The sequence below is a fragment of the Microbacterium thalassium genome, from assembly GCF_014208045.1.
GTDB lineage: Bacteria > Actinomycetota > Actinomycetes > Actinomycetales > Microbacteriaceae > Microbacterium > Microbacterium thalassium.
The window spans coordinates 1,696,407-1,718,759 of record NZ_JACHML010000001.1 but is presented as its reverse complement, the minus strand read 5'-3'; the positions used below and the strand labels follow the sequence as shown (position 1 = coordinate 1,718,759).

Annotated in this window: 19 protein-coding genes; 10 read left to right on the top strand and 9 right to left on the bottom strand. The window is 69.9% G+C overall.

What is annotated here, in order from left to right:
* Positions 1-63 precede the first annotated feature (63 nt).
* Genes HD594_RS07870 through HD594_RS07860 form a run of 3 tightly spaced genes read left to right on the top strand, consistent with a single transcriptional unit; the run spans position 64 to position 3,403 of the window.
* The gene (locus HD594_RS07870; protein ID WP_184750415.1) at positions 64-1,488 is read left to right on the top strand and encodes a flavin-containing monooxygenase; all 1,425 of its coding nucleotides are present in this window, start codon (positions 64-66) and stop codon (positions 1,486-1,488) included.
* Positions 1,485-2,453: a bile acid:sodium symporter family protein gene (locus tag HD594_RS07865; protein ID WP_184750414.1), complete on the top strand. Its 969-nt coding sequence runs from the start codon at positions 1,485-1,487 to the stop codon at positions 2,451-2,453. Before HD594_RS07870 ends, HD594_RS07865 begins: the two co-directional genes overlap by 4 nt.
* Complete coding sequence (locus tag HD594_RS07860) at positions 2,450-3,403, top strand: SDR family oxidoreductase (protein ID WP_184750413.1); 954 nt, start codon at positions 2,450-2,452, stop codon at positions 3,401-3,403. Before HD594_RS07865 ends, HD594_RS07860 begins: the two co-directional genes overlap by 4 nt.
* A gap of 12 nt (positions 3,404-3,415) precedes the next feature.
* On the opposite strand, the gene HD594_RS07855 is transcribed toward HD594_RS07860, so the two are convergent.
* From HD594_RS07855 to HD594_RS07820, 8 genes are all read right to left on the bottom strand, one after another.
* Positions 3,416-4,531 (bottom strand): adenosine deaminase, encoded by a 1,116-nt coding sequence (locus tag HD594_RS07855; protein WP_184750412.1) that lies wholly within the window; start codon positions 4,529-4,531, stop codon positions 3,416-3,418.
* Between the two features lie 56 nt (positions 4,532-4,587).
* Complete coding sequence (locus tag HD594_RS07850) at positions 4,588-5,880, bottom strand: thymidine phosphorylase (protein ID WP_184750411.1); 1,293 nt, start codon at positions 5,878-5,880, stop codon at positions 4,588-4,590.
* On the bottom strand, positions 5,877-6,314 hold the full coding sequence (locus tag HD594_RS07845) for a cytidine deaminase (RefSeq protein WP_184750410.1): 438 nt from the start codon (positions 6,312-6,314) through the stop codon (positions 5,877-5,879). The genes HD594_RS07850 and HD594_RS07845 overlap by 4 nt, the downstream gene beginning before the upstream one ends.
* Positions 6,315-6,316: 2 nt before the next feature.
* Positions 6,317-7,597 (bottom strand): ABC transporter permease, encoded by a 1,281-nt coding sequence (locus tag HD594_RS07840; RefSeq protein ID WP_184750409.1) that lies wholly within the window; start codon positions 7,595-7,597, stop codon positions 6,317-6,319.
* Positions 7,594-8,871 (bottom strand): ABC transporter permease, encoded by a 1,278-nt coding sequence (locus tag HD594_RS07835; protein WP_271171181.1) that lies wholly within the window; start codon positions 8,869-8,871, stop codon positions 7,594-7,596. The genes HD594_RS07840 and HD594_RS07835 overlap by 4 nt, the downstream gene beginning before the upstream one ends.
* Positions 8,868-10,388 carry an ABC transporter ATP-binding protein gene (locus HD594_RS07830; protein WP_184750408.1) on the bottom strand — a complete coding sequence of 507 codons (1,521 nt, stop codon included), beginning with the start codon at positions 10,386-10,388 and terminating at the stop codon, positions 8,868-8,870. The genes HD594_RS07835 and HD594_RS07830 overlap by 4 nt, the downstream gene beginning before the upstream one ends.
* 92 nt (positions 10,389-10,480) lie before the next feature.
* Positions 10,481-11,584 (bottom strand): BMP family lipoprotein, encoded by a 1,104-nt coding sequence (locus HD594_RS07825; RefSeq protein ID WP_184750407.1) that lies wholly within the window; start codon positions 11,582-11,584, stop codon positions 10,481-10,483.
* Between the two features lie 163 nt (positions 11,585-11,747).
* Positions 11,748-12,863, bottom strand: a complete 1,116-nt coding sequence (locus HD594_RS07820) for a mannose-1-phosphate guanylyltransferase (RefSeq protein ID WP_184750406.1) — start codon at positions 12,861-12,863, stop codon at positions 11,748-11,750.
* A 239-nt stretch (positions 12,864-13,102) separates the two neighbouring features.
* Between HD594_RS07820 and sdhC the strand changes: the two genes are divergently transcribed.
* The 7 genes from sdhC to HD594_RS07785 are packed head-to-tail and all read left to right on the top strand — an operon-like array spanning position 13,103 to position 19,952.
* A complete protein-coding gene (gene sdhC, locus HD594_RS07815; RefSeq protein ID WP_184750405.1) occupies positions 13,103-13,537 on the top strand; it encodes a succinate dehydrogenase, cytochrome b556 subunit in 435 nt (144 codons plus the stop codon).
* The gene (locus tag HD594_RS07810; RefSeq protein ID WP_184750404.1) at positions 13,537-13,986 is read left to right on the top strand and encodes a succinate dehydrogenase hydrophobic membrane anchor subunit; all 450 of its coding nucleotides are present in this window, start codon (positions 13,537-13,539) and stop codon (positions 13,984-13,986) included. The genes sdhC and HD594_RS07810 overlap by 1 nt, the downstream gene beginning before the upstream one ends.
* Before the next feature lie 46 nt (positions 13,987-14,032).
* Positions 14,033-15,859, top strand: coding sequence for a succinate dehydrogenase flavoprotein subunit (gene sdhA / locus HD594_RS07805; RefSeq protein ID WP_184750403.1), 1,827 nt, complete (start codon positions 14,033-14,035; stop codon positions 15,857-15,859).
* Entirely contained in the window at positions 15,859-16,647 is a 789-nt protein-coding gene (locus HD594_RS07800; protein ID WP_184750402.1) for a succinate dehydrogenase iron-sulfur subunit, read from the top strand. The genes sdhA and HD594_RS07800 overlap by 1 nt, the downstream gene beginning before the upstream one ends.
* Positions 16,572-17,807, top strand: a complete 1,236-nt coding sequence (locus HD594_RS07795) for an MFS transporter (protein WP_184750401.1) — start codon at positions 16,572-16,574, stop codon at positions 17,805-17,807. The genes HD594_RS07800 and HD594_RS07795 overlap by 76 nt, the downstream gene beginning before the upstream one ends.
* 9 nt (positions 17,808-17,816) lie before the next feature.
* Positions 17,817-19,055, top strand: a complete 1,239-nt coding sequence (locus HD594_RS07790) for a YihY/virulence factor BrkB family protein (protein ID WP_184750400.1) — start codon at positions 17,817-17,819, stop codon at positions 19,053-19,055.
* Between the two features lie 36 nt (positions 19,056-19,091).
* Positions 19,092-19,952, top strand: coding sequence for an exodeoxyribonuclease III (locus tag HD594_RS07785; protein ID WP_184750399.1), 861 nt, complete (start codon positions 19,092-19,094; stop codon positions 19,950-19,952).
* On the opposite strand, the gene ppsA is transcribed toward HD594_RS07785, so the two are convergent.
* A complete protein-coding gene (gene ppsA, locus HD594_RS07780) occupies positions 19,937-22,327 on the bottom strand; it encodes a phosphoenolpyruvate synthase (protein WP_184750398.1) in 2,391 nt (796 codons plus the stop codon). The genes HD594_RS07785 and ppsA overlap by 16 nt on opposite strands.
* Positions 22,328-22,353 lie beyond the last annotated feature (26 nt).

Sequence of the window (22,353 nt, the reverse complement as noted above, 5' to 3'; positions counted from 1 at the left end):
CGCTTAGGGTTCTTCCCTGGGGTCGGCACCGAACGCCGGCACGACGACGTGCGGAGAGGACGTATGGAGCAGCGCATTGCCATCATCGGGGCGGGGCCGTCGGGACTGTCTGCGGCGCGCGCGCTGCAGAAGGCCGGGATCGCGTTCGACGGGTTCGAGACGTCGCAGGGCGTGGGCGGACTGTGGGACATCGACAACCCGCGGTCGACGATGTACGAGTCGGCGCACCTGATCTCGTCGCGCACCACGACCGAGTTCGCCGAGTTCCCCATGGACACGAAGGCGGACTACCCGAGCCACCGGACGCTCATCCGGTACTTCCGCGACTACGCCGACCACTTCGGGCTGACCGAGCACTTCCGGTTCGACACCCGGGTGACCGCCCTCGAGCAGGATCCCGACGGCGGCTGGACCCTGCGCGCGAGCGGTCCCGACGGCGACATCGAGCAGCGCTACGACGGCGTCGTCCTCGCCAACGGCACGCTGGCCGAGCCGAACGTCCCCGTCTTCCGCGGCGAGTTCGCCGGCGAGCTGATGCACACGAGCGCCTACAAGCGCGCGACGCAGCTGACCGGCAAGCGCGTCCTCATCATCGGCGCGGGCAACTCCGGCTGCGACATCGCGGTGGACGCCGTCCACCACGCCGCCTCCGTCGACATGAGCGTGCGCCGCGGCTACTACTTCGTGCCCCGCTACCTGTTCGGCAAGCCCTCCGACACCCTCAACCAGGGCAAGCCGCTCCCCGCACCCCTCAAGCAGTTCATCGACAAGCGCGTGCTGCAGGCGTTCACCGGCGACCCGGTGCGGTTCGGCTTCCCCAAGCCCGACTACAAGATCTACGAGTCCCACCCGATCGTGAACACCCTGATCCTCAACCACCTGGGTCAGGGCGACCTCGGCATCCGCGCCGACATCGACCGGTTCGACGGGAACACCGTGCACTTCCGCGACGGCTCGAGCGGCGAGTACGACATGATCCTGCTCGCCACCGGGTACAAGCTCGACTACCCCTTCGTCGACAAGTCCCACCTGAACTGGACCGGCATGAGCCCGAGCCTGTACCTGAACGTCTTCACCCCCGACTTCAACGGGCTGTACGTCATGGGCATGATCGAGGCCTCGGGCATCGGCTGGCAGGGGCGCTACGAGCAGGCCGAGCTCATCGCCGAGTACGTGGCCGCGCTCGAGGAGCACCCCGAGCGCGCCGCGGCCTTCCGCCGTCACGTCGCCGAGGACGCCTGGCCCGACCTGACCGGCGGCTACAAGTACCTCGGGCTCGAGCGCATGTCGTACTACGTCAACAAGGACGCCTACCGCCGCGCCGTGCGCCACGCGACCGAGGAGCTCCGCGCGGAGCCGGAGACCGACGCCGACGCGGGCGCCGCCCACGGCGGGCGCTTCGTGTCGTGGCGGCGCGGTCGCCGCGACCTCGAGGTCACCGTGCGGCTCAACCCGCAGACGAAGACGAAGACGAAGGCACGGGCATGAATCCCGATGACGTCCTGCTGAACTTCAACCCCGGGTCGCTGCTGCTGCTGAACGTCGTCCTCGGGCTGATCATGTTCGGCATCGCGCTGGACACCACGATCGACGACTTCAAGGTCGTCCTGCGAAAGCCCAAGCCGTTCCTCATCGCGATCCTCGCGCAGCTCGTGGTGCTCCCGGCCGTCACGTTCGGCCTGACGCTCATCCTGCCGGTGACCCCGTCGATGGCGCTCGGCATGATCCTCGTCGCCAGCTGCCCGCCCGGGAACATCTCGCAGGTGCTGACGCACCGCTCCGGCGGCAACGTCGCCCTGTCGGTGTCGATGACGGCGGTCGGAAACCTGCTCTACATCGTGATGCTCCCGCTGAACATCGCGTTCTGGGGCTCGCTGCACCCGACCGCCCGGACGCTCCTGGAAGCGGTCGAGCTCAACCCGTGGCAGATGCTGCTGGACATCTTCCTCATCATCGGGCTGCCGTTCCTGCTGGGCCTCGTCATCCGCGCGCGCTTCCCCGAGTTCTCGAAGAAGACGCAGCCGTTCGTGCGCTGGTTCTCGCTGCTGGCGCTGTTCGGCTTCATCGTCGCGGCGCTCGTGGGCAACTGGTCCTACTTCATCGCGTTCCTCGGCATCATCCTCCTGGTCGTGACGGTGCACGACGCCGTCGCCCTCGCGATCGGCTACGGCACCGCCGTCGTCGGGGGCCTGGGCACCCGCGAGCGCAAGGCGATGACGTTCGAGGTCGGCATCCGCAACGCCGGCCTCGGGCTGGGACTCGTGTTCGCGTTCTTCGGCGGTCTCGGCGGCATGGCCATCGTGGCCGGCTGGTGGGGCATCTGGGACATCATCGCGGGCCTGGTCGTCGCGACCCTGTGGGGACGGCACACGCGTCGTCGGACCGGGTCGGTCAAGGGCGACGCGAGCCGCCACGCGATCGTCGGCGGCGAGGGCGCGGGGGCCGGCGCATGACCCGCGTCCTGATCACCGGCGGCGCCGGCTTCCTCGGCAGCCACGTCGCCGCGGCCCTCGTGGCGCGACCCGACATCGATCTCGTGGTCGCCGGCGACGTGCGCGTTCCCGAGCACCCGATCGAGCACGTCGTGTACGACCAGTGCGACGTCACGCGCGCCGAGAGCGTGGGACCCGTGCTCGAGCGGCACGACATCGACGTGGTCGTGCATCTCGCCGCGATCGTGAACCCCGGCCGCGACCACGACATGGAGCGGCTCGTCGACGTCGAGGGCACGCGCCACGTGCTCGAGGCCTGCGTCGAGCACGGCGTCCGCCGCATCGTGGTGTCGTCGTCGGGGGCGGCGTACGGCTACCACCCCGACAACCCGGAGTGGCTGCGCGAGTCCGACCCGGTGCGCGGCAACGACGAGTTCCCGTACTCCAAGCACAAGCGACTCGTCGAGCAGCTGCTCGGCGGCTACCGCGAGGCCCACCCCGAGCTCGAGCAGGTCGTGTTCCGCATCGGCACGATCCTGGGGCCCACCGTGCGCAACCAGATCACGGCGCTGTGGGACGGCCCGCGCATCCTCGCGATCCGCGGCTCGGAGTCGCCGTTCGTCTTCGTGTGGGTCGACGACGTCGCCGGCGCCATGGCGCGCGCGGCGACCGACGGCCCCGCCGGCATCTACAACGTCGCCGGCGACGGCCGCGTCACCGTGCACGAGCTGTCGCGGCGCCTCGGGAAGCCCACCATCACCGTGCCGCCGGCCCTGCTGGCCGGAGCCCTGCGCGTCGGCCGCGCGCTGCGGCTGACGGTGCACGGGCCCGAGCAGGTCGGGTTCCTGCGCTACCGCCCGGTGCTCGCCAACGACGCGCTGAAGGCGGACTTCGGGTACACGCCCGCGAAGACCTCGGCCGAGGCGTTCGAGGCGTACCTCGAGACGCACCCCGGCGTCTCCCGCGTCTGAGCCGTCACCGGGCTACTGCGCGAAGCCCTCGCCGATCAGCTCGATGAGCTCCTCGCGCTCCTCGACCGGCAGGAACGCGCCGGCGGCGGCGTTGAGCTGGAACTCCTCGAGGTCGTCGAGGGTGTAGTCGAAGGTCGACGCGAGCAGCGCGAGCTCGCGCGTGAGCGACGTCGCGCTCATCGTGCGGTTGTCCACGTTGACCGTCACGGCGAACCCGAGCTGGTACAGCAGGTCGAACGGGTGGTCCTCCATCGTCTCGCCCCAGCGGGCGATGGCGCCGGTCTGCAGGTTCGACGACGGCGACAGCTCGAGGGGGATCTCGCGGTCGCGCACCCAGCGCGCGAGGTCGCCGAACTGCACGAAGACCTCCTCGCCCTCGCGCGAGACGATCTCGAGGTCCTCGGCGAGGCGCACGCCGTGGCCGAGCCGCAGGGCGCGTCCGTCGATGAGCGCCGAGCGGATGGAGTCGAGCCCGGCCGCTTCGCCGGCGTGCACCGTGGTCGGGAAGAACTTCGCGGCGAGGTAGTCGAACGCCTTGCGGTGGCGCGACGGCGGGAAGCCGTCCTCGGGCCCCGCGATGTCGAACCCGACGGCACCGCGCGTGCGCCAGCGCACGGCGAGCTTGGCGATCTCCGGCGAGCGGTCGGTGTGCCGCATCGCCGTGATCAGCTGGCCGACGCGGATGTCGACGCCGTCGGCGGCGGCGGCGTCCTCGCCCTCCTCGATGCCCTCCTGCACGGCCTCGACGGCCTCGTCCAGCGTCAGCGCGCCCTGCAGGTGCTGCTCCGGAGCCCAGCGCACCTCGCCGTAGATCACGCCGTCGGCGGCGAGGTCCTCGACGAACTCCCGTGCCACGCGCGTGAGCGCCTCGCGGCTCTGCATGACCGACGTGGTCAGATCGAAGGTCTTGAGGTACTCCACGAGCGAGCCCGAGTCGCTCTTCTCGGCGAACCAGTCGGCGAGGTCGTCCGGGTCCTCCTCGGGGACCTCGATGCCCGCTTCGCCGGCCAGCTCGATGATCGTCTCCGGCCGTAGCGCGCCGTCGAGGTGGTCGTGGAGCGAGACCTTGGGCAGGCTCCGGATGGAGACCCCCTCCAGGACGGCGTCGCCGTGCTGATCGATGGCCATGTGCGTACTCCTCGGTCGGTGCGTCGGTGCGGATGCGGGTGGATGCGGGATGTCGCTCAGGCCGTGATGCGCTCGAGCACGAGCGGCGCGGTCTCGGGGGCGTCGGCCCCCAGCTCCCACGCGCCCTCGAGGGCGTCGAGGGCGCGGTCGAACCGGGCGGCATCCTCGCCGACCAGGGTGAACAGCGGCTGTCCTGCGGTGACCTCGTCACCGGGCTTGACGTGCAGGTCGATGCCCGCGGAGTGCACGACGGGGTCCTCGGCGCGCGCACGGCCGGCCCCCAGGCGCCAGGCGGCGACGCCGAACGGCAGCGCCTCCAGGCGCGTGACGAAGCCGGATGCCGGGGCGGTCACGGTGTGCGACTCGCACGGCTCGGGAAGTGCGGCATCCGGGTCCCCGCCCTGTGCGCGGATCATGGCCCGCCAGCTGTCCATGGCGCGGCCGTCGGCCAGAGCGTCCTCGACGTCGGCATCCGGGTGACCGGCGAGCGTCAGCATCTCGCGGGCCAGAGCGACGGTGAGCTCGACGACATCCGCCGGTCCGCCGCCGGCGAGGACCTCGACCGACTCGCGCACCTCGTTCGCGTTGCCGATCGCGAGTCCGAGCGGCGTGTTCATGTCGGTCAGCAGCGCGGTGGTCGACACACCCGAGTCGGTGCCGAGCGCGACCATCGTGCGGGCGAGCTCGCGTGCCCGGTCGACGTCCTTCATGAAGGCGCCGGAACCGAACTTCACGTCGAGGACGAGCGAGTCGGTCCCCTCGGCGATCTTCTTCGACATGATGCTCGACGCGATCAGCGGGATCGCCTCGACGGTTCCGGTGACGTCCCGCAGGGCGTACAGCTTCTTGTCCGCCGGGGCGAGACCGGACCCCGCGGCGCACACGACGGCGCCGACGCCCTGAAGCTGCGCGAACAGCTCCTCGTTCGTCAGCGCCGCACGCCAGCCCGGGATCGACTCGAGCTTGTCGAGCGTCCCGCCGGTGTGGCCGAGCCCGCGCCCGGACAGCTGCGGCACGGCGACGCCGAACGAGGCCACCAGCGGTGCCAGCGGCAGGGTGATCTTGTCGCCCACGCCGCCCGTGGAGTGCTTGTCGACGGTCGGCTTTCCGAGCCCGTCGAAGCTCATGCGCTCCCCCGACGCGATCATCGCGTCGGTGAGCACGCGGATCTCGTCGCGCTCCATGCCGTTGAGGAGCACCGCCATCGCGAACGCCGCCATCTGCGAGTCTGCGACGTAGCCGCGCGTGTAGGCATCCACCATCCACCGCAGGGCGTCCTCGTCGACCGCTCCCCCGTCGCGCTTGGTGCGGATGACGTCGACGGCGTCGTGGGTCTCGACGGCGCTCATCGGGTCGCTTCCTCGAGGTCCTTGGGCCCGAACGCGTCGGGCAGCACCTCGTCGATGGTGCGGATGCCGGACACCGTCTCGAGCAGCATGCCGGGCATCGCGAACTCGTACAGCAGCTGACGGCACCGGCCGCAGGGCATGATGGTCTCCTCGTGGCCGTTGACGCACACGAACGCGATGAGCTCGCCGCCGCCCGACATCTGCAGGTCGCTCACCAGTCCGCACTCGGCGCACAGCCCGACCCCGTACGAGGCGTTCTCGACGTTGCAGCCGGTCACGATGCGGCCGTCCGACACGAGCGCGGCCGCGCCGACCTTGTACCGCGAGTACGGGGCGTACGCGCGCTGCATCGCCTCGACGGCCGCCGCGCGCAGCTCGTCCCAGTCGATGTCGTCGCTGGGCCCTCGACGGGCCTTCTTGTCCTTCTTGCCCATCGTCACCCCTTGATGTACGGCACGCCGTCTGCGGCGGGCGGTCTCGAGCGGCCGACGACACCGGCGACGACGAAGATCGTCACGAGGTACGGCAGCATCAGCATGAACTCGCTCGGCACGGGCGACCCGATGACGCTCAGCGTGTTCTGCAGGCTCGACGCGAACCCGAACAGCAGCGCCGCCAGCGTGGCCTTGATCGGATCCCACTGACCGAAGATGACGGCGGCGAGGGCGATGAAGCCCGCACCGGCGGTCATCTCCTTGTTGAAGGCGATGCCGTTGCCGATCGTGAAGACCGATCCGCCCAGGCCGGCGATGGCGCCGGCGAGGAGCACGTTCCAGAACCGGGTCGCGTTGACCTTGATGCCGACGGTGTCGGCCGCCTGCGGGTGCTCGCCCACGGCGCGCAGGCGCAGTCCCCAGCGTGTGTGGAACATGCCGATGTACACCGCCGCGATGACGAAGTACATGATGTACACGATCAGCGTCTGGTTGAACAGCACCGGGCCGATGACGGGGATGTCCGCCAGCAGCGGGATGGCGATGCGGCCGAACCGCGGGGGCGTGTTCAGCAGCGCGGCGTTCGGCTGCAGCACCTGCGAGTAGAAGAAGCCCGTCAGGCCGATCACGAGGACGTTCAGCACGACGCCGACGATGACCTGCTCGACGAGGTACTTGATCGCGAACGCCGCCAGGACCGCGCCGACCAGGACGCCCGCGACCATCGCCGCGAGGAGCCCGAGGAACGGGATGCCGGTGATGCTCGCCACCACGGCCGCGGTGAACGCGCCCGAGAGCAGCTGCCCCTCGATCGCGATGTTGACCACGCCCGCACGCTCGCCGATGACGCCGCCGAGCGCACCGTAGATGATGGGGACCGCGAGGCCGAGCGACCCGGCGAGGAGTCCCGTGACGGGGATCGCCGCACCCGAGGCCGCCCACGTGAGGAAGCCCCAGATGATGACGACGATGTAGACGATCACGATCCACAGGGGGCTCCGTCCGCTCGCGCGGACGAAGTACGCCGATGCGAGCGTGAGCAGGGCCATCAGCGCCAGGCAGACCCAGCTCGTCAGCACCACGGGGACCACGAGATCCGGCAGCTGCAGCGGGTCGCCCGCAGACGACAGCCGGAAGGTGGTCTCGCCGGCGCGCGGCGCGGCCAGCAGCAGGATCGCGAACAGCGCGGTGAACACCGCGAGGGCGATCGGCGCCTTCCAGCTGCGGATCACCGTCGTCTCGGACGCGGTCGCCCCCGTCGGGGCCTGGGCGATCGTGCTCACTTGGACACCTCCGCCGCGTCGGCGCTGACCTCGGCCTTGAGCGCCTTCTGACGGGCCTTCTCGGCACGTCGACGGTCACGCTCGGGCGAGGGCAGGAAGAAGATCGTGCGCACCAGGGGCGGCGCCGCGATGAACAGCACGATGAGGGCCTGGACGACCGTGACGATCTCGATCGGAATCTGCTCGCCGGCCTGCATCGCGAAGCCGCCCGCCTTGAACGCGCCGAACAGCACGCCCGCCGCGAACGTGCCCCACGGGGTGGAGCGGCCCAGCAGCGCCACCGTGATCGCGTCGAATCCGATGCCGGCGTCGATGCCCGCGGTGAAGCCGGTCGTGATCGTGCCGAGCACCTGGCTGACGCCCGCGAGACCCACCAGGGCTCCGGCGATGAGCATGCCGTACACGTACATGTTCTTCACGTCGATGCCGGCGACGCGGGCCGCGTGCGGGTTCTCGCCGACCGCCCGGAACTTGAAGCCGAGGCTCGAGCGGCTCAGGATCCACCACACCAGGATCGTCGCGCCGATCACCAGGACGAAGCCGAAGTGCAGGTTGTACTGCGGCCCGAGCAGGTCGGGGAAGACCGCGGTGTCCTTCATGGCGGGGGTCTTCGGGTTGCTGGAGCCCGGCGCCTGGAGGAGGCCCGGTGTGCGCAGCATCCACGAGATGAGATAGAACGCGACGTAGTTGAGCATGATCGTCACGATGACCTCGTGCGCACCGGTGCGGGCCTTGAGGAATCCGGCGATGCCGCCCCACAGCGCACCGGCGATGAGACCGGCGACGAGCGCGACGATCATGTGGATGCCCCACGGCAGGTCGAGAGCGAACGCGACCCACCCGGCGGCGGCGGAGGCCATGAGCATCTGGCCGCGACCGCCGATGTTGAACATGCCGATGCGGAACGCCAGCGCGACGCCGAGCCCCGCCGCGATCAGCGGCGTCGCGAACGTGAGCGTCTCGGTGAGGGGGCGGATGCCGCGAGCGAACGTCGGCGCCTGGAAGTTGTAGATCGACCCCTGGAACAGCGCGATGTACGCGCCCGACACGGCCTCCCAGACGGCGACGATGGTGTCGCCCGGGCGGGCGAAGAAGTACACCGACGCCGTCTGCACGTCCTCGTCGGTGAAGGCGATCATGATTCCGCCGACGATGAGGGCGAGGACGACCGCGAGGACGGAGATCAGGGCGTTGCCCTGCGTGATCCTCAGGAACGTGTCATGCCATTTGGAGGGAGGCGGAGCCCCCGTGGCCGTTTCGGTCGCGGCGCTCACGCGGCAGCCCCCTCTCCGGCGGGCGTCTCGCCCGCCATCATCAGACCCAGCACCTCGCGCGGGGTGTCGCCGGGGACGATGCCCACGATCCGGCCGCGGTACATCACCATGATGCGGTCGGCCAGGGCGGCGACCTCATCCAGCTCGGTGGACACCACGATCACGGGCACGCCCTCGTCGCGCGTCTCGACGATGCGCTTGTGGATGAACTCGATCGATCCGACGTCGACGCCGCGCGTCGGCTGCGCCGCCACCAGGAGCGACAGGTCTCGGCTGAGCTCGCGGGCGAGCACGACCTTCTGCTGGTTTCCGCCGGACAGGTTGCCCACGAGCGTGTCGATGCCCTGGGCGCGCACGTCGAACTCCTCGAGCTTCTCGGTCGCGAACGCCTCGAGGGCCGCCCGCTGCACCGTCGCGCGCTTGACGAAGGGCTCGCCGTTGGAGCGGTCGAGCATGAGGTTCTCCGAGATCGTGAACGCGCCGACCAGACCGTCCTCCTTGCGGTCCTCGGGGACGAATCCGACGCCCTCGTCGAGGATCCTGCGCACGGAGCGTCCGTTCAGCTCCTGTCCGTTGAGGGTGATGGAGCCCTCGATCTGGTGCTGCAGGGCCAGGAGCGCCTCGGTGAGCTCGGTCTGACCGTTGCCCTGGACGCCCGCGACGGCCAGGATCTCGCCGCCGCGCACGTCGAAGCTGACGTCGTTGACCACACGCTGGCCGTTGTGGTCGAGCACCGTGAGGTTCTCGACCACGAGCGCCTTGTCGCCGAGCTGCGGCGGGTCCTTCTGCACGGTGAGCTCGACGGCGCGCCCGACCATCATCGACGCCAGCTCGCTGTTGCTCGCCGTGGGCGAGGCCTCGCCGACGACCTTGCCGAGGCGGATGACGGTGATCCGGTCCGCCACTTCGCGGACCTCGCGCAGCTTGTGCGTGATGAAGACGATGGAGGCGCCCGACTCCTTGAGCTGGCGCATGATGCCCATCAGCTCGTCGGTCTCCTGCGGCGTGAGCACCGCGGTCGGCTCGTCGAACACGAGGACCTTCGCATCGCGCGAGAGCGCCTTGATGATCTCGACGCGCTGCTGGACGCCCACCGGGAGGTCCTCGACGATGGCGTCGGGGTCGACGTCGAACCCGAACCGCGCCGAGATCTCGCGGACCCGCGCGCGTGCGGCCTCGAGGTCGAGGAAGCCGCCGGCCTTGGTCGACTCGTGGCCGAGCATGACGTTCTCGGCGACGGTGAAGACCGGCACGAGCATGAAGTGCTGGTGCACCATGCCGATGCCGGCGCGCATCGCGTCGCCCGGCCCGGCGAAGTTCTGCGGATGGTCGTCGAGCAGGATGGTGCCCTCGTCGGCGCGGTACAGCCCGTAGAGGACGTTCATCAGCGTCGACTTGCCGGCGCCGTTCTCACCCAGAAGACAGTGGATCTCACCCGGCTCGACCACGAGGTCGATGTGGTCGTTGGCGACGAGACTGCCGAACCGCTTCGTGATCCCGCGGAGTTCGAGCTTCATGTTCCCCGATCCTAGTGACGAGGGTGCGCTGGCCGCACCGGGCGAAAAGAAAGTGGGGAGGCCGTCACCGGCCTCCCCACTCGGGTGCGGGATCAGCCCGCGAGGTACGACGTGACCTCGATGGAGCCGTCGATGATGCCGGCGGCGATCGCGTCCAGCTCACCCTGCAGGTCGGGCGAGACGAGGTCCTCGAAGTCGTGGAACGGTGCGAGGCCCACGCCCTCGTTCTCGAGCGTGCCGACGAACGGCGTCGCGTCGAACTCGCCCTGACCGGCGGCGAGCACGGCCTCCTCGACACCCACGTCGATCAGCTTGCGGATCGAGGTGAGCAGCAGGTCCGAGACGCTGGGGTCGGTCTCGTAGACGTCGGCGTCGACACCGAGCAGCGCGATGTCGCGACCCGACGAGCGGATGACGGATGCGGCGCTCTGGTAGATCGGGCCGCCGACGGGCAGGAGCACGTCGACACCCTGGTCGACGAGACCCTGGGCGGCGTTGATGGCGTCCTGGTTGGCCTCGAAGCCACCGGTGAAGACACCGTCCTCGCCGTCCCAGCCGAGGACCTCGACGTCGGCGCCGTTCTCGGAGTTGTAGTACTCCACGCCCTGCTTGAAGCCGTCCATGAAGATCGAGACCGTCGGGAAGTTCATGCCGCCGAAGGTGCCGACCTTGCCGGCCTCGGAGTACGACGCCGAGGCGTAGCCGGCGAGGAACGCCGCCTGCGCGGTGTCGAACACGATGGGCTTGATGTTCTCGGAGTCGGTGACGCCGTCGAAGTCGTTGTCGACCATGTCGTCGATCGAGACGTACTCGACGTCGGGGTTGGCGATGGCCGACTCGCCGGCCGCGGCGGCCAGCGCGAAGCCGACCGTGATGATCAGCGAGCAGCCCTGGTCGACGAGGCTGGTGAGGTTCGGCGCGTAGTCGGACTCCGAGCCGGACTCGACGGCCTTGAACTCGACGCCCAGAGCGTCGGCGGCGGCCTCGAGGCCCTCGTAGCCGAGCTGGTTGAACGACTTGTCGTCGAAGCCGCCCGCGTCGGAGACCATGCAGGGCAGGAAGCCCTCGACGGCGGCGCCGGCCGCCTCGGTCTCGGTGGTCTCGTCGGGAGCTGCCGCGCAGCCCGCGAGGGCGACGGCCGTGGTCACGGCGGCGAGGCCGGCCAGCAGGCTCTTTCGGGTCGTAATGGTGGTCACTGTGCCTCCACGTGCAAGGGGACCCGCGTACCTCGCGGGTGCGCATCGAAGTTACCTCGCATGACGGGGAACTTGCCTTTCAGGAGGCTCCCTGGGCCCGAATGGTTACAAAGCCGCAATATCCGGACACACCGACGCCACAGAATGCCCGATCAGAAGCAGGTCACAGCACGTCGCCGCGACCGGTCAGCTTGAGGGCGTCCACAACCCCCTTGACGCGCTGCGCGTGCTCGCTCGTGGTGACCAGCAGCGCGTCCGCCGTATCGACCACCACGATGTCCTTGACGCCCACGAGGCTGATCACGCGGTTCGTCTGACTGACGACGATGCCGCTGGCGGCGTCGGCGAGGATTCGGGCGTTCTCTCCGAGGATCGCCAGGTCGTTCTTGCGCCCGTGGGAGTTGAGCTTGGCGAGGCTGGCGAAATCCCCCACGTCGTCCCAGTCGAAGTGCCCCGGGATCACCGCGAGCCGTCCCTTCTGGGCGGCCGGCTCGGCGACGGAGTAGTCGATCGCGATCTTCTTCAGCGTGGGCCACACGCGGTCGACGACGGGTCCGCGCGCGTCGCGGTCGTCCCACGCCTCCGCGAGATCCATCAGCCCCGCGTACAGGTGGGGCTCCTGCTCGGCGATCTCGCCGAGGATGACGTCGGCGCGGGCGATGAACATGCCGGCGTTCCACAGGTACGACCGGTCTGCGAAGTACTCCTTCGCGGTGTCGAGGTCGGGCTTCTCCACGAAGCTGTCCACGAGGGCCGCCTCGGGCGCCCCGTCGATGACGATCCCGTCGCCCTTCTTGATGTAGCCGAATCCGATCGAGGGCTCGGACGGCTGGATGCCGATGGTGCAGATGTACCCCTCGCGCGCGACGGCGACCGCCTGGCGCACCGCCCAGTCGAACAGGTGGGGCACGCGGATGACGTGGTCGGCCGCGAACGATCCGATGATGACGTCCGGCTCGCGGCGGGACAGGATCGCGGCGGCCAGGCCGATGGCCGCCGTCGAGTCGCGCGGCTCGGACTCGAGGAACACGTTGTGATCGGGGACCCCCGGCAGCTCCTTCTCGACGGCCGCGCGGTGGGCGCGGCCGGTCACGACGGCGATGCGCTCGGGACCGGCGAGCGGCTCGAGCCGGTCCCACGTGTCGGCCAGCAGCGTCTGCCCCGAACCCGTCAGATCGTGGAGGAACTTGGGCGCGTCCGCACGCGACAGCGGCCACAGCCTGCTGCCGATCCCGCCGGCGGGGATGATCGCGTAGAAGTCGTCGATGGGGTCGGGCATGCCGACAGGGTAGCCGGATGCCGGTCACACGGGGATGGCGGGCGCATGTCGGGCAGGTGACGCGGCATCCGACTTCTCTCGACGTCGAGACAGTTAGGTGAGCCTAATCCGCGCCGGGCCGCCGGACGGGAATAGGATGGCCGCAACGCCCGCGCGATGCCGGCGAACGAGGCGGTTCGACCGACCGCACGGACACGGCTTCGCGTCGCCCCACCAGTTCGAACCCAGGGAGGACGGCCGTGTCTGCACCAGCACGCGTCACACCGGAGGTATCCGAGACCACGTCCAAGACGCCGCGCGGAACGCTCTATCGCGGCCATGAGGGCATGTGGTCCTGGGTGCTGCACCGCATCACCGGCATCGCGATCTTCTTCTTCCTGCTGGTGCACGTGCTCGACACCGCCCTCATCCGCGTGTCGCCCGAGGCGTACGACGCCGTGATCGGCACCTACAAGAACCCGATCATGGGCGTCGGCGAGGTCGCCCTCGTCGGCGCGATCGCGTACCACGCCTACAACGGCCTCCGGATCATCCTGGTGGACATGTGGTCGTGGGCCACGCGCCATCAGCGCCAGCTGTGGTGGGGCGTGCTGGGACTGTGGGTCGTCACGATGGCCGGCTTCACGCCCCGCCATCTCATCAACGTCTTCTCGCAGATCGGAGGCGGGCACTGATGACCGCGATCGCCGAACCCCGCGCACCGCACTCCGCCCCGCGCCGCAGGGGACCCAACCTCGAGAAGTGGGGCTGGCTGTACATGCGCATCTCGGGCCTCGCGCTCGTGGTGCTCATCTTCGGCCACCTCTTCGTCAACCTGATGGTCGGCGACGGCATCCACGCCATCGACTTCGCCTTCGTGGCCGGCAAGTACACCACCCCGTTCTGGCAGTGGTGGGACGTGCTGATGCTGTGGCTGGCGCTCATCCACGGCGCCAACGGCATGCGCACGATCGTCAACGACTACGTGACGCACGGCGGCACCCGCCGCGTGCTGGTGTGGGCGATCGGGCTCGCCGCGGCCTTCCTCATCCTCCTCGGCACGCTCGTCGTGTTCACGTTCGACCCCTGCCTGGGCTTCGACGCGAGCACCGCCTCCGAGACCATGATCGAGATCTGCGGCTGACCCCCGGCCATCTCTTCGACTGAACAGCGCAGCGGAAAGCATCACAGTGACCACTGAGACCACAGACAGCTACGTCAAGGACGGCGTCCACTACCACCAGTTCGACGTCGTCATCGTCGGCGCCGGCGGCGCCGGCATGCGCGCCGCCATCGAGGCGGGCCCCGGCGCCAAGACCGCCGTCATCACGAAGCTCTACCCCACGCGCTCCCACACCGGCGCGGCGCAGGGCGGCATGGCCGCGGCCCTGGCCAACGTCGAGGAGGACTCGTGGGAGTGGCACACCTTCGACACCGTCAAGGGCGGCGACTACCTCGTCGACCAGGACGCCGCCGAGATCCTCGCGAGAGAGGCGATCGACGCGGTCATCGACCTCGAGAACATGGGTCTGCCGTTCAACCGAACCCCCGAGGGCAAGATCGACCAGCGCCGCTTCGGCGGCCACACCGCCGACCACGGCAAGTCGCCCGTGCGCCGCGCGTGCTACGCCGCCGACCGCACCGGCCACATGATCCTCCAGACGCTGTTCCAGAACTGCGTCAAGCTCGGCATCAACTTCTTCAACGAGTTCTACGTCCTCGACCTGATCACGGTGAAGGACGACGAGGGCAAGACCGGCGTCGCCGGCGTCGTCGCGTACGAGCTGGCCACCGGCGACCTGCACGTCTTCCACTCCAAGGCGGTCGTGTTCGCCACCGGCGGCTTCGGCAAGATCTTCAAGACGACCTCCAACGCCCACACCCTCACCGGCGACGGCGTCGGGATCGTCTGGCGCAAGGGCCTGCCGCTGGAGGACATGGAGTTCTTCCAGTTCCACCCGACCGGCCTCGCCGGCCTCGGCATCCTCCTGACCGAGGGCGCCCGCGGCGAGGGCGCGATCCTGCGCAACGTCTCGGGCGAGCGCTTCATGGAGCGCTACGCCCCCACCATCAAGGACCTCGCGCCGCGCGACATCGTCAGCCGCTGCATGGTGCAGGAGGTCGCCGAGGGACGCGGCGCCGGCCCGCACCGCGACTACGTGCTGCTGGACTGCACGCACCTGGGCGCCGAGGTGCTCGAGACCAAGCTCCCCGACATCACCGAGTTCGCCCGCACGTACCTCGGCGTCGACCCCGTCGTCGAGCCCGTGCCGGTCATGCCGACGGCCCATTACGCGATGGGCGGCATCCCGACCAACAACGATGCGCAGGTCCTCGCCGACAACACCACCGTCGTCCCCGGCCTCTACGCCGCAGGGGAGTGCGCGTGCGTGTCGGTGCACGGCTCGAACCGCCTGGGCACCAACTCGCTGCTGGACATCAACGTCTTCGGCAAGCGCGCCGGCCGCAACGCGGTCGAATACGTGCAGACCGCCGACTTCGTCCCGCTGCCCGAAGATCCCGCGAAGGAGGTCCGCGACATGATCGAGGGCCTGCGGAGCAACACCGGCACCGAGCGCATCGCGGTCCTGCGCAAGAAGCTGCAGGACGAGATGGACCGCAAGGCCCAGGTGTTCCGCACCGACGAGTCCCTCAGCGAGGTGCTCGAGGTCATCGAGGAGCTCCGCGCGCGCTACCGGAACATCCACGTCGATGACAAGGGCAAGCGGTACAACACCGATCTGCTCGAGGCGGTGGAGCTCGGCTTCCTGCTCGACATCGCCGAGGTCGTGGTCGTCACCGCGAAGAACCGCGAAGAGAGCCGCGGCGGTCACATGCGCGACGACTTCCCCACGCGCGACGACGAGAAGTACATGCAGCACACGATGGCCTACCTGTCGGGCGACGCCGGCTCCTCGAACGCCGAGGACCACATCCGCCTGGGCTGGAAGCCCGTCGTCTTCACCAAGAACGAAGCCGGCGAGTTGCGTTACCCGCCGCTGGAGAGGAAGTACTGATGGCGCAGGTCGTCGAGGCCGTCGAGGCCGCTGAGACTCCCGCCGAGGAGACCGGCGGCGACACCGGCATCCAGTCGTTCCTGGTCACCTTCATCGTGCGCCGCTTCGACCCCGAGGTCGACGAGGAGCCGCGCTGGGTCGACTACGACGTGGAGCTGTACTCCACCGACCGCGTCCTGGACGCCCTGCACAAGATCAAGTGGGAGGTCGACGGGTCGCTGAGCTTCCGCCGCTCGTGCGCCCACGGCATCTGCGGCTCGGACGCGATGCGCATCAACGGCCGCAACCGGCTCGCGTGCAAGACGCTCATCAAGGACCTCGACATCTCCAAGCCCATCTACGTCGAGGCGATCAAGGGCCTGCCGCTCGAGAAGGACCTCATCGTCGACATGGAGCCGTTCTTCGCCTCCTTCCGCGAGGTGCAGCCGTTCCTGATCTCGAACTCGGCGCCCGAGCCCGGCAAGGAGCGCGTGCAGTCGATCGTCGACCGCGAGGTCTTCGACGACACCACCAAGTGCATCCTGTGCGCCGCGTGCACGTCCTCGTGCCCGGTGTTCTGGACCGACGGGCAGTACTTCGGCCCCGCCGCGATCGTGAACGCGCACCGGTTCATCTTCGACTCGCGCGACGACGCCGGCGATGTGCGCCTGGACATCCTCAACGACAAGGAGGGCGTGTGGCGCTGCCGCACGACCTTCAACTGCACCGAGGCGTGCCCGCGCGGCATCGAGGTCACCAAGGCCATCGCCGAGGTCAAGCAGGCGGTCATCCGGGGCGGCGGGCGCTGAACCGGGCGGCGGTCACCGCCGCCTACGCGGCGCAGGGCCTCGGCTACGCCGTGGTCGTGACGTCGCTGCCCGCGCTCAAGGAGCGCCAGTCGGTCGACGACATCGTCGTGACCGCGATCGTGCTCGGCGTCGCGCTCTTCGCCGCGGCGGGGTCCGTGCTCGCCAATGCCGTGGCGGTGCGCTTCGGCAGCCGCATCGCGCTCGTGCTCGGGCTCGCGCTGCAGGGCGTGGCGCTGCCGCTCATCGCGGTGCCGACCCCCTTCCCCGTCTTCGTGGCCGCCTTCGCGGTCTTCGGCGCGGGCCTCGGCTGCGTCGACGCGGCGTCGGCGATGCAGGGCGTCGCCGTGCAGCGCGCCACGGGCCGCCAGCTGCTCGGCGGGTTCTTCGCAGCACTCACGGCCGCGGCGATCGTCGGCGCGCTGCTCGTCTCCGCGGTCGCGGCGACGGCGACCGCCGCAGGGGTGGCGCTCGCGGCCGCCGGCGCGATCGCGCTCGGCATCGCGGCGTTCGGCATCCGCGGCTTCGTGCGCGACGTGCCCGTCGACGCGGCGCTCCCCCGCGCCGAGCGAGGCGTGCTCCCCCGCGGGGCGATCTGGGCCTTCGGCCTGGTGATCCTCGCCGCGTTCGTCGTGGACTCGGCCGTGAGCACCTGGAGCGCGGTGTACCTGCAGGACGGCCTCTCGGCGGCGGCATGGCTGGCGCCGCTCGGCTACGCCGCCTATCAGGCGGTCGTCCTCGTCACACGCCTCGTGACCGACCGGCTCCTCCCCCGCTTCGGGCGGGCGCGGCTGGTCGCCGTCGCCGTGACGGTGTCGGCGATCGGCTGCGGCGCAGTCGCCCTCGTCCCGTCGCCCGCGGTCGCCGTCGCCGGCTTCGCCCTCGCGGGGCTCGCCACCGGCATCCTCGTGCCCGTCGCCTTCGGCGCCGCCGGCGACGCGGCACCGTTGCACGCCGACCAGGTCATCGCGCGGGTCAACATCTTCAACTACGCCGGCGCGATCTTCGGCGCCGTCGGCGTCGGCGTCCTCGCCGAGGGCACCGGGCTGGGGCCGGCGTTCATCGTGCCCGCGGTCGTGCTCCTCATCGCGCTGGTCGCGCTCCCCCGGTTCCGACGCGCCGGTGCGGACAGCACCGTGCAGGCGGCATCCGCTCCTCGATAGTCTGGCGCGGTGGCAGCGAAAGGCGGACGCGAGCGGCACAGGCAGGCGCGCGGCGCCGCCGACGCCGCGGCCCTCGAGGAGCAGACGCTCCGCCACCGTTGGGAGACGACGCAGGAGAGCCTCAAGGAGCGCTTCGACCAGCCCATCGAACGCGCGACCGCGATCACGCGCGTCACGCTCGGGTGGTTCCCCATCCGCGTCTGGCGGCACTTCCTGCAGCACAACGGATTCCTGCTCGCCGCCGGCGTGAGCTACCAGGCGCTGTTCGCGGCCTTCGCCGCGATCTACGTCGCCTTCGCCGCCGCCGGCATCTGGCTCGGCGGCAGCCAGCAGGCGATCGACGGGCTCATCGACTTCATCAACAGCTACATCCCGGGCCTCATCGCCCCCGAGGGCGGCGTCTTCACCCCCGAGGAGGTGGAGTCGGTCGCCGACTCGACGACGGGCGTGCTGGGGATCACCGGTGTGATCGCCCTCGCCACCCTGATCTGGACCGCGATCGGATCCATCACGTTCGCCCGCCGCGCGGTGCGCGACATCTTCGGCATCCCGCCCGACCGTCGCAACTACCTGCTGCTGAAGTCCACCGACTTCGTCGCCGCGGCAGCGTTCGGCACCGCGCTGCTGCTCGGGTGGGGACTCACCTCGGCCGGCACGTTCGCGCTGGACTGGGTCTTCGGTCTGTTCGACTGGAGCCGGAGCTCGGTCTGGTACAACGTCGCGGGCGCGCTCATCGCGTTCACGCTCCTGATCGCGCTCAACACGGGCGTGATCGCGAGCCTGGTGAAGTTCCTCACCGGCACCGCCCTGCGCTGGCGTCAGATCTGGCCGGGCGCGATGCTCGGCGGCGTCGCGACCGCCGTGCTCCAGATCGGCGCCGGCATCGCGCTGGCCTACACGCCCACGAACGTGCTGCTGGCCACGTTCGCCGTCTTCATCGGTCTGCTGCTGTGGTTCCGGCTGGTCGGCATCGTGCTGCTCGTGGCGGCATCGTGGATGGCGGTGTCGGCGGGCGACGCCGACATGCCGATCCTGGAGCAGTCCGAGGCCGACCGCCTGATCGCCGAGCACCGGGCGCTGCTGCTCGCGGCGCGCGTGCGGCTGCGCACCGCCGAGGAGGCGCTGGAGCACTCGCCGTGGTACCGGCGCTGGCAGGCGCAGCGGGCCGTCCACGAGGCCGAGGACGAGCTCGCCCAGGTCGAGGCGGAGAAGCCCCCCGAGCCCAAGCGCGGGTCCCTCTTCGAGTGACCGACGCTGTCCGCGGCCGCGGTTAGGCTGTCGGTCGTGCCTTCACGACTCCGCATCGCCTCCATCAACGTCAACGGCATCCGCGCCGCCGTCCGCAAGGGCATGATCGAGTGGCTCGACGAGGCGGACGTCGACATCATGGCGCTGCAGGAGGTGCGCGCGACCGAGGCGCAGCTGGCGGAGGCGCTGCCGGGCTGGCACATCGTGAACGACGAGGCCGCGGCGAAGGGCCGGGCGGGCGTGGCGATCGCGAGCCGGATGCCGGCGATCGCGGTGCGGCGGGCGCTGCGCGACGAGGACGCGGGCGCCGAACCGCTCGACACGGCGGGTCGATGGATCGAGGCCGACTTCGCCGTCGGCGACGAGCGCCTCACCGTCGTGAGCGCCTACGTGCACACCGGCGAGGCCGACACCCCCAAGCAGGATCCGAAGTGGGCGTTCCTCGACGCGCTCGAGGTGCGCCTGCCGCAGCTCCGGCAGCACTGCCCGCTCGCCGTCGTCATGGGCGACCTGAACGTCGGACACCGCGAGCTCGACATCCGCAACTGGAAGGGCAACGTCAAGAAGTCCGGGTTCCTGCCGCGCGAGCGCGCCTACTTCGACCGCTTCTTCGGAGCGGCCGGCGCCGAGATCGCGTGCGCCGACGGGACCACGGGAACCGGTCTCGGCTGGGTGGATGTCGGCCGACGCTTCGCCGGTGACGTCGACGGGCCCTACACGTGGTGGTCCATGCGCGGACGCGCCTTCGACAACGACACCGGATGGCGCATCGACTACCACGTCGCGACCCCCGAGCTCGCTGAGCGCGTGACCGACTACCGGGTGCACCGCGCCGACGCGTGGGACACCCGGTGGAGCGATCACGCCCCCGTCGTCGCGGACTACGCCGTCGGCTGAAGCGCCGCCTTGCGCGCGAGCGCCAGCCACGTCTCCACGACGGTGTCGGGGTTCAGCGACATGGACTCGATGCCCTGATCCAGCAGCCACTCGGCGAGATCGGGGTGGTCCGACGGGCCCTGCCCGCAGATGCCGATGTACTTGCCGCGCCGCTTGCACGCGCTGATCGCCATCTCGAGGACCTTCAGGACCGCGGGGTTGCGCTCGTCGAACGTCGATGCGACCAGCGACGAATCCCGGTCGAGCCCCAGCACGAGCTGGGTCATGTCGTTCGAGCCGATCGAGAACCCGTCGAAGTGGTCGAGGAACTCGTCCGCCAGCAGGGCGTTGGAAGGCAGCTCGCACATCATCACGACTTCGAGCCCGTTCTCGCCGCGGCGCAGGCCGTTCTCGGCGAGCAGCTCCACGACGCCGGCACCCTCGGCCACCGTCCGCACGAACGGCACCATGATCTTCACGTTCGTCAGGCCCATGTCGTCGCGCACGCGCTTCATGGCCTCGCACTCCATCTCGAAGCACTCCCGGAAGTCGGGGGCGACGTAGCGCGACGCCCCGCGCCACCCGAGCATCGGGTTCTCCTCCTCCGGCTCGTAGCGGCTGCCGCCGATCAGGTTGGCGTACTCGTTCGACTTGAAGTCGCTCATCCGCACGATCACGGGCTCGGGGGCGAAGGCCGCCGCGATCATCGACACGCCTTCGGCGACGCGGTCGACGAAGTACTCGCGCGGCGACGGGTAGGACGCGATGCGCTCATCGATCTCGGCGCGCAGGTCCGCCGGCAGCGTGTCGTGCTCGAGCAGAGCGCGCGGGTGGATGCCGATCTGACGGTTGATGATGAACTCCAGCCGCGCCAGTCCCACGCCGCGGTTGGGCAGCTTCGAGAACGAGAACGCCTGGTCGGGGGTGCCCACGTTCATCATCAGCTTCACCGGGATCTCGGGCATCTGGTCGAGGTGGGTCTCCTCCTCGACGAAGTCGAGCAGGCCGTCGTAGACGAGGCCGTCGTCGCCCTCCGCGCACGAGACGGTCACCGGGGTGCCGTCATGCAGAGCACGGGTGGCGCTGCCGGTTCCCACGACGGCGGGGATGCCGAGCTCGCGCGCGATGATCGCGGCGTGACACGTGCGCCCGCCGCGGTCGGTCACGATCGCGGCCGCCTTCTTCATGATCGGCTCCCAGTCGGGGTCGGTCATGTCGGCCACCAGCACGTCGCCGGTCTGGAACTGCGTCATCTGATCGAGGCTCGTCAGCACGCGCACCTTGCCGGCCCCGATCTTCTGACCGATCGCGCGACCGGCCACCAGCACGTCGCCGCCCTCGCGCAGGACGAAGCGACGCATGACGTTGCCGTCCGCGCGCGAGACCACCGTCTCGGGGCGCGCCTGCACCACGAACAGCTCGCCGGTCACGCCGTCCTTGGCCCACTCGATGTCCATCGGGCGACCGTAGTGCTCCTCGATGGTGAGCGCCTGCCGCGCCAGCTCCTCGACATCGGCGTCGGTGATGCAGAAGTGCTGCCGGTCCGCCTCGGGGACGTCCTCGAACGCGGTCGATCCGCCGACGTTGACGCCCGAGGTGTAGCGCATCGCGACCGCCTTCTCGCCGACCTGACGCTTCAGGATGGCCGGGCGCCCGGCGCGCAGCGCGGGCTTGTAGACGTAGAACTCGTCCGGGTTGACCGCGCCCTGCACGACGGCCTCGCCGAGCCCGTACGACCCGGTCACGAAGACGGCCCGGTCGAAGCCCGACTCGGTGTCGACGGTGAACATGACACCCGATGCACCGACGTCGGAGCGCACCATGCGCTGCACTCCCGCTGAGAGGAAGACGTCGTGGTGCTCGAATCCGTGGTGGGCGCGATAGTCGATCGCGCGGTCGTTGTAGAGCGAGGCGAACACCGCCCGAACGGCGTGGAGGATGTTGTCGACGCCGCCGATGTTCAGGAAGGTCTCCTGCTGCCCGGCGAACGAGGCGTCGGGGAGGTCCTCCGCCGTCGCGCTGGAGCGCACGGCCCAGGTCACGCCCTCGGGGTCGGGGTCGTCCGCGACGATCTTCGCGTAGGCGTCCCGCAGGTCCTGCTCCAGGTCCGGCGGGAACGGCTGGTCCTCGATCCACGCGCGCACGTCGGCGCCGACACGGGCGAGCTCGGTGACGTCGTCCATGTCCAGGGACTCGACCGCGGACTTGATGCGCTGCATGAGGCCGTCGTGTTCCAGGAATCGGCGATACGCGTCGGCGGTCGTCGCGAATCCGCCGGGCACCTTCACGCCCGCCTCCGACAGGTGGGAGACCATCTCTCCGAGCGACGCGTTCTTGCCACCCACCTGGGGAAGATCGGCCATGCCGATGTCCTGGAACCACAGAATGTTGCTCATTCGTTCGAACCTCTCTCGGACTCGGG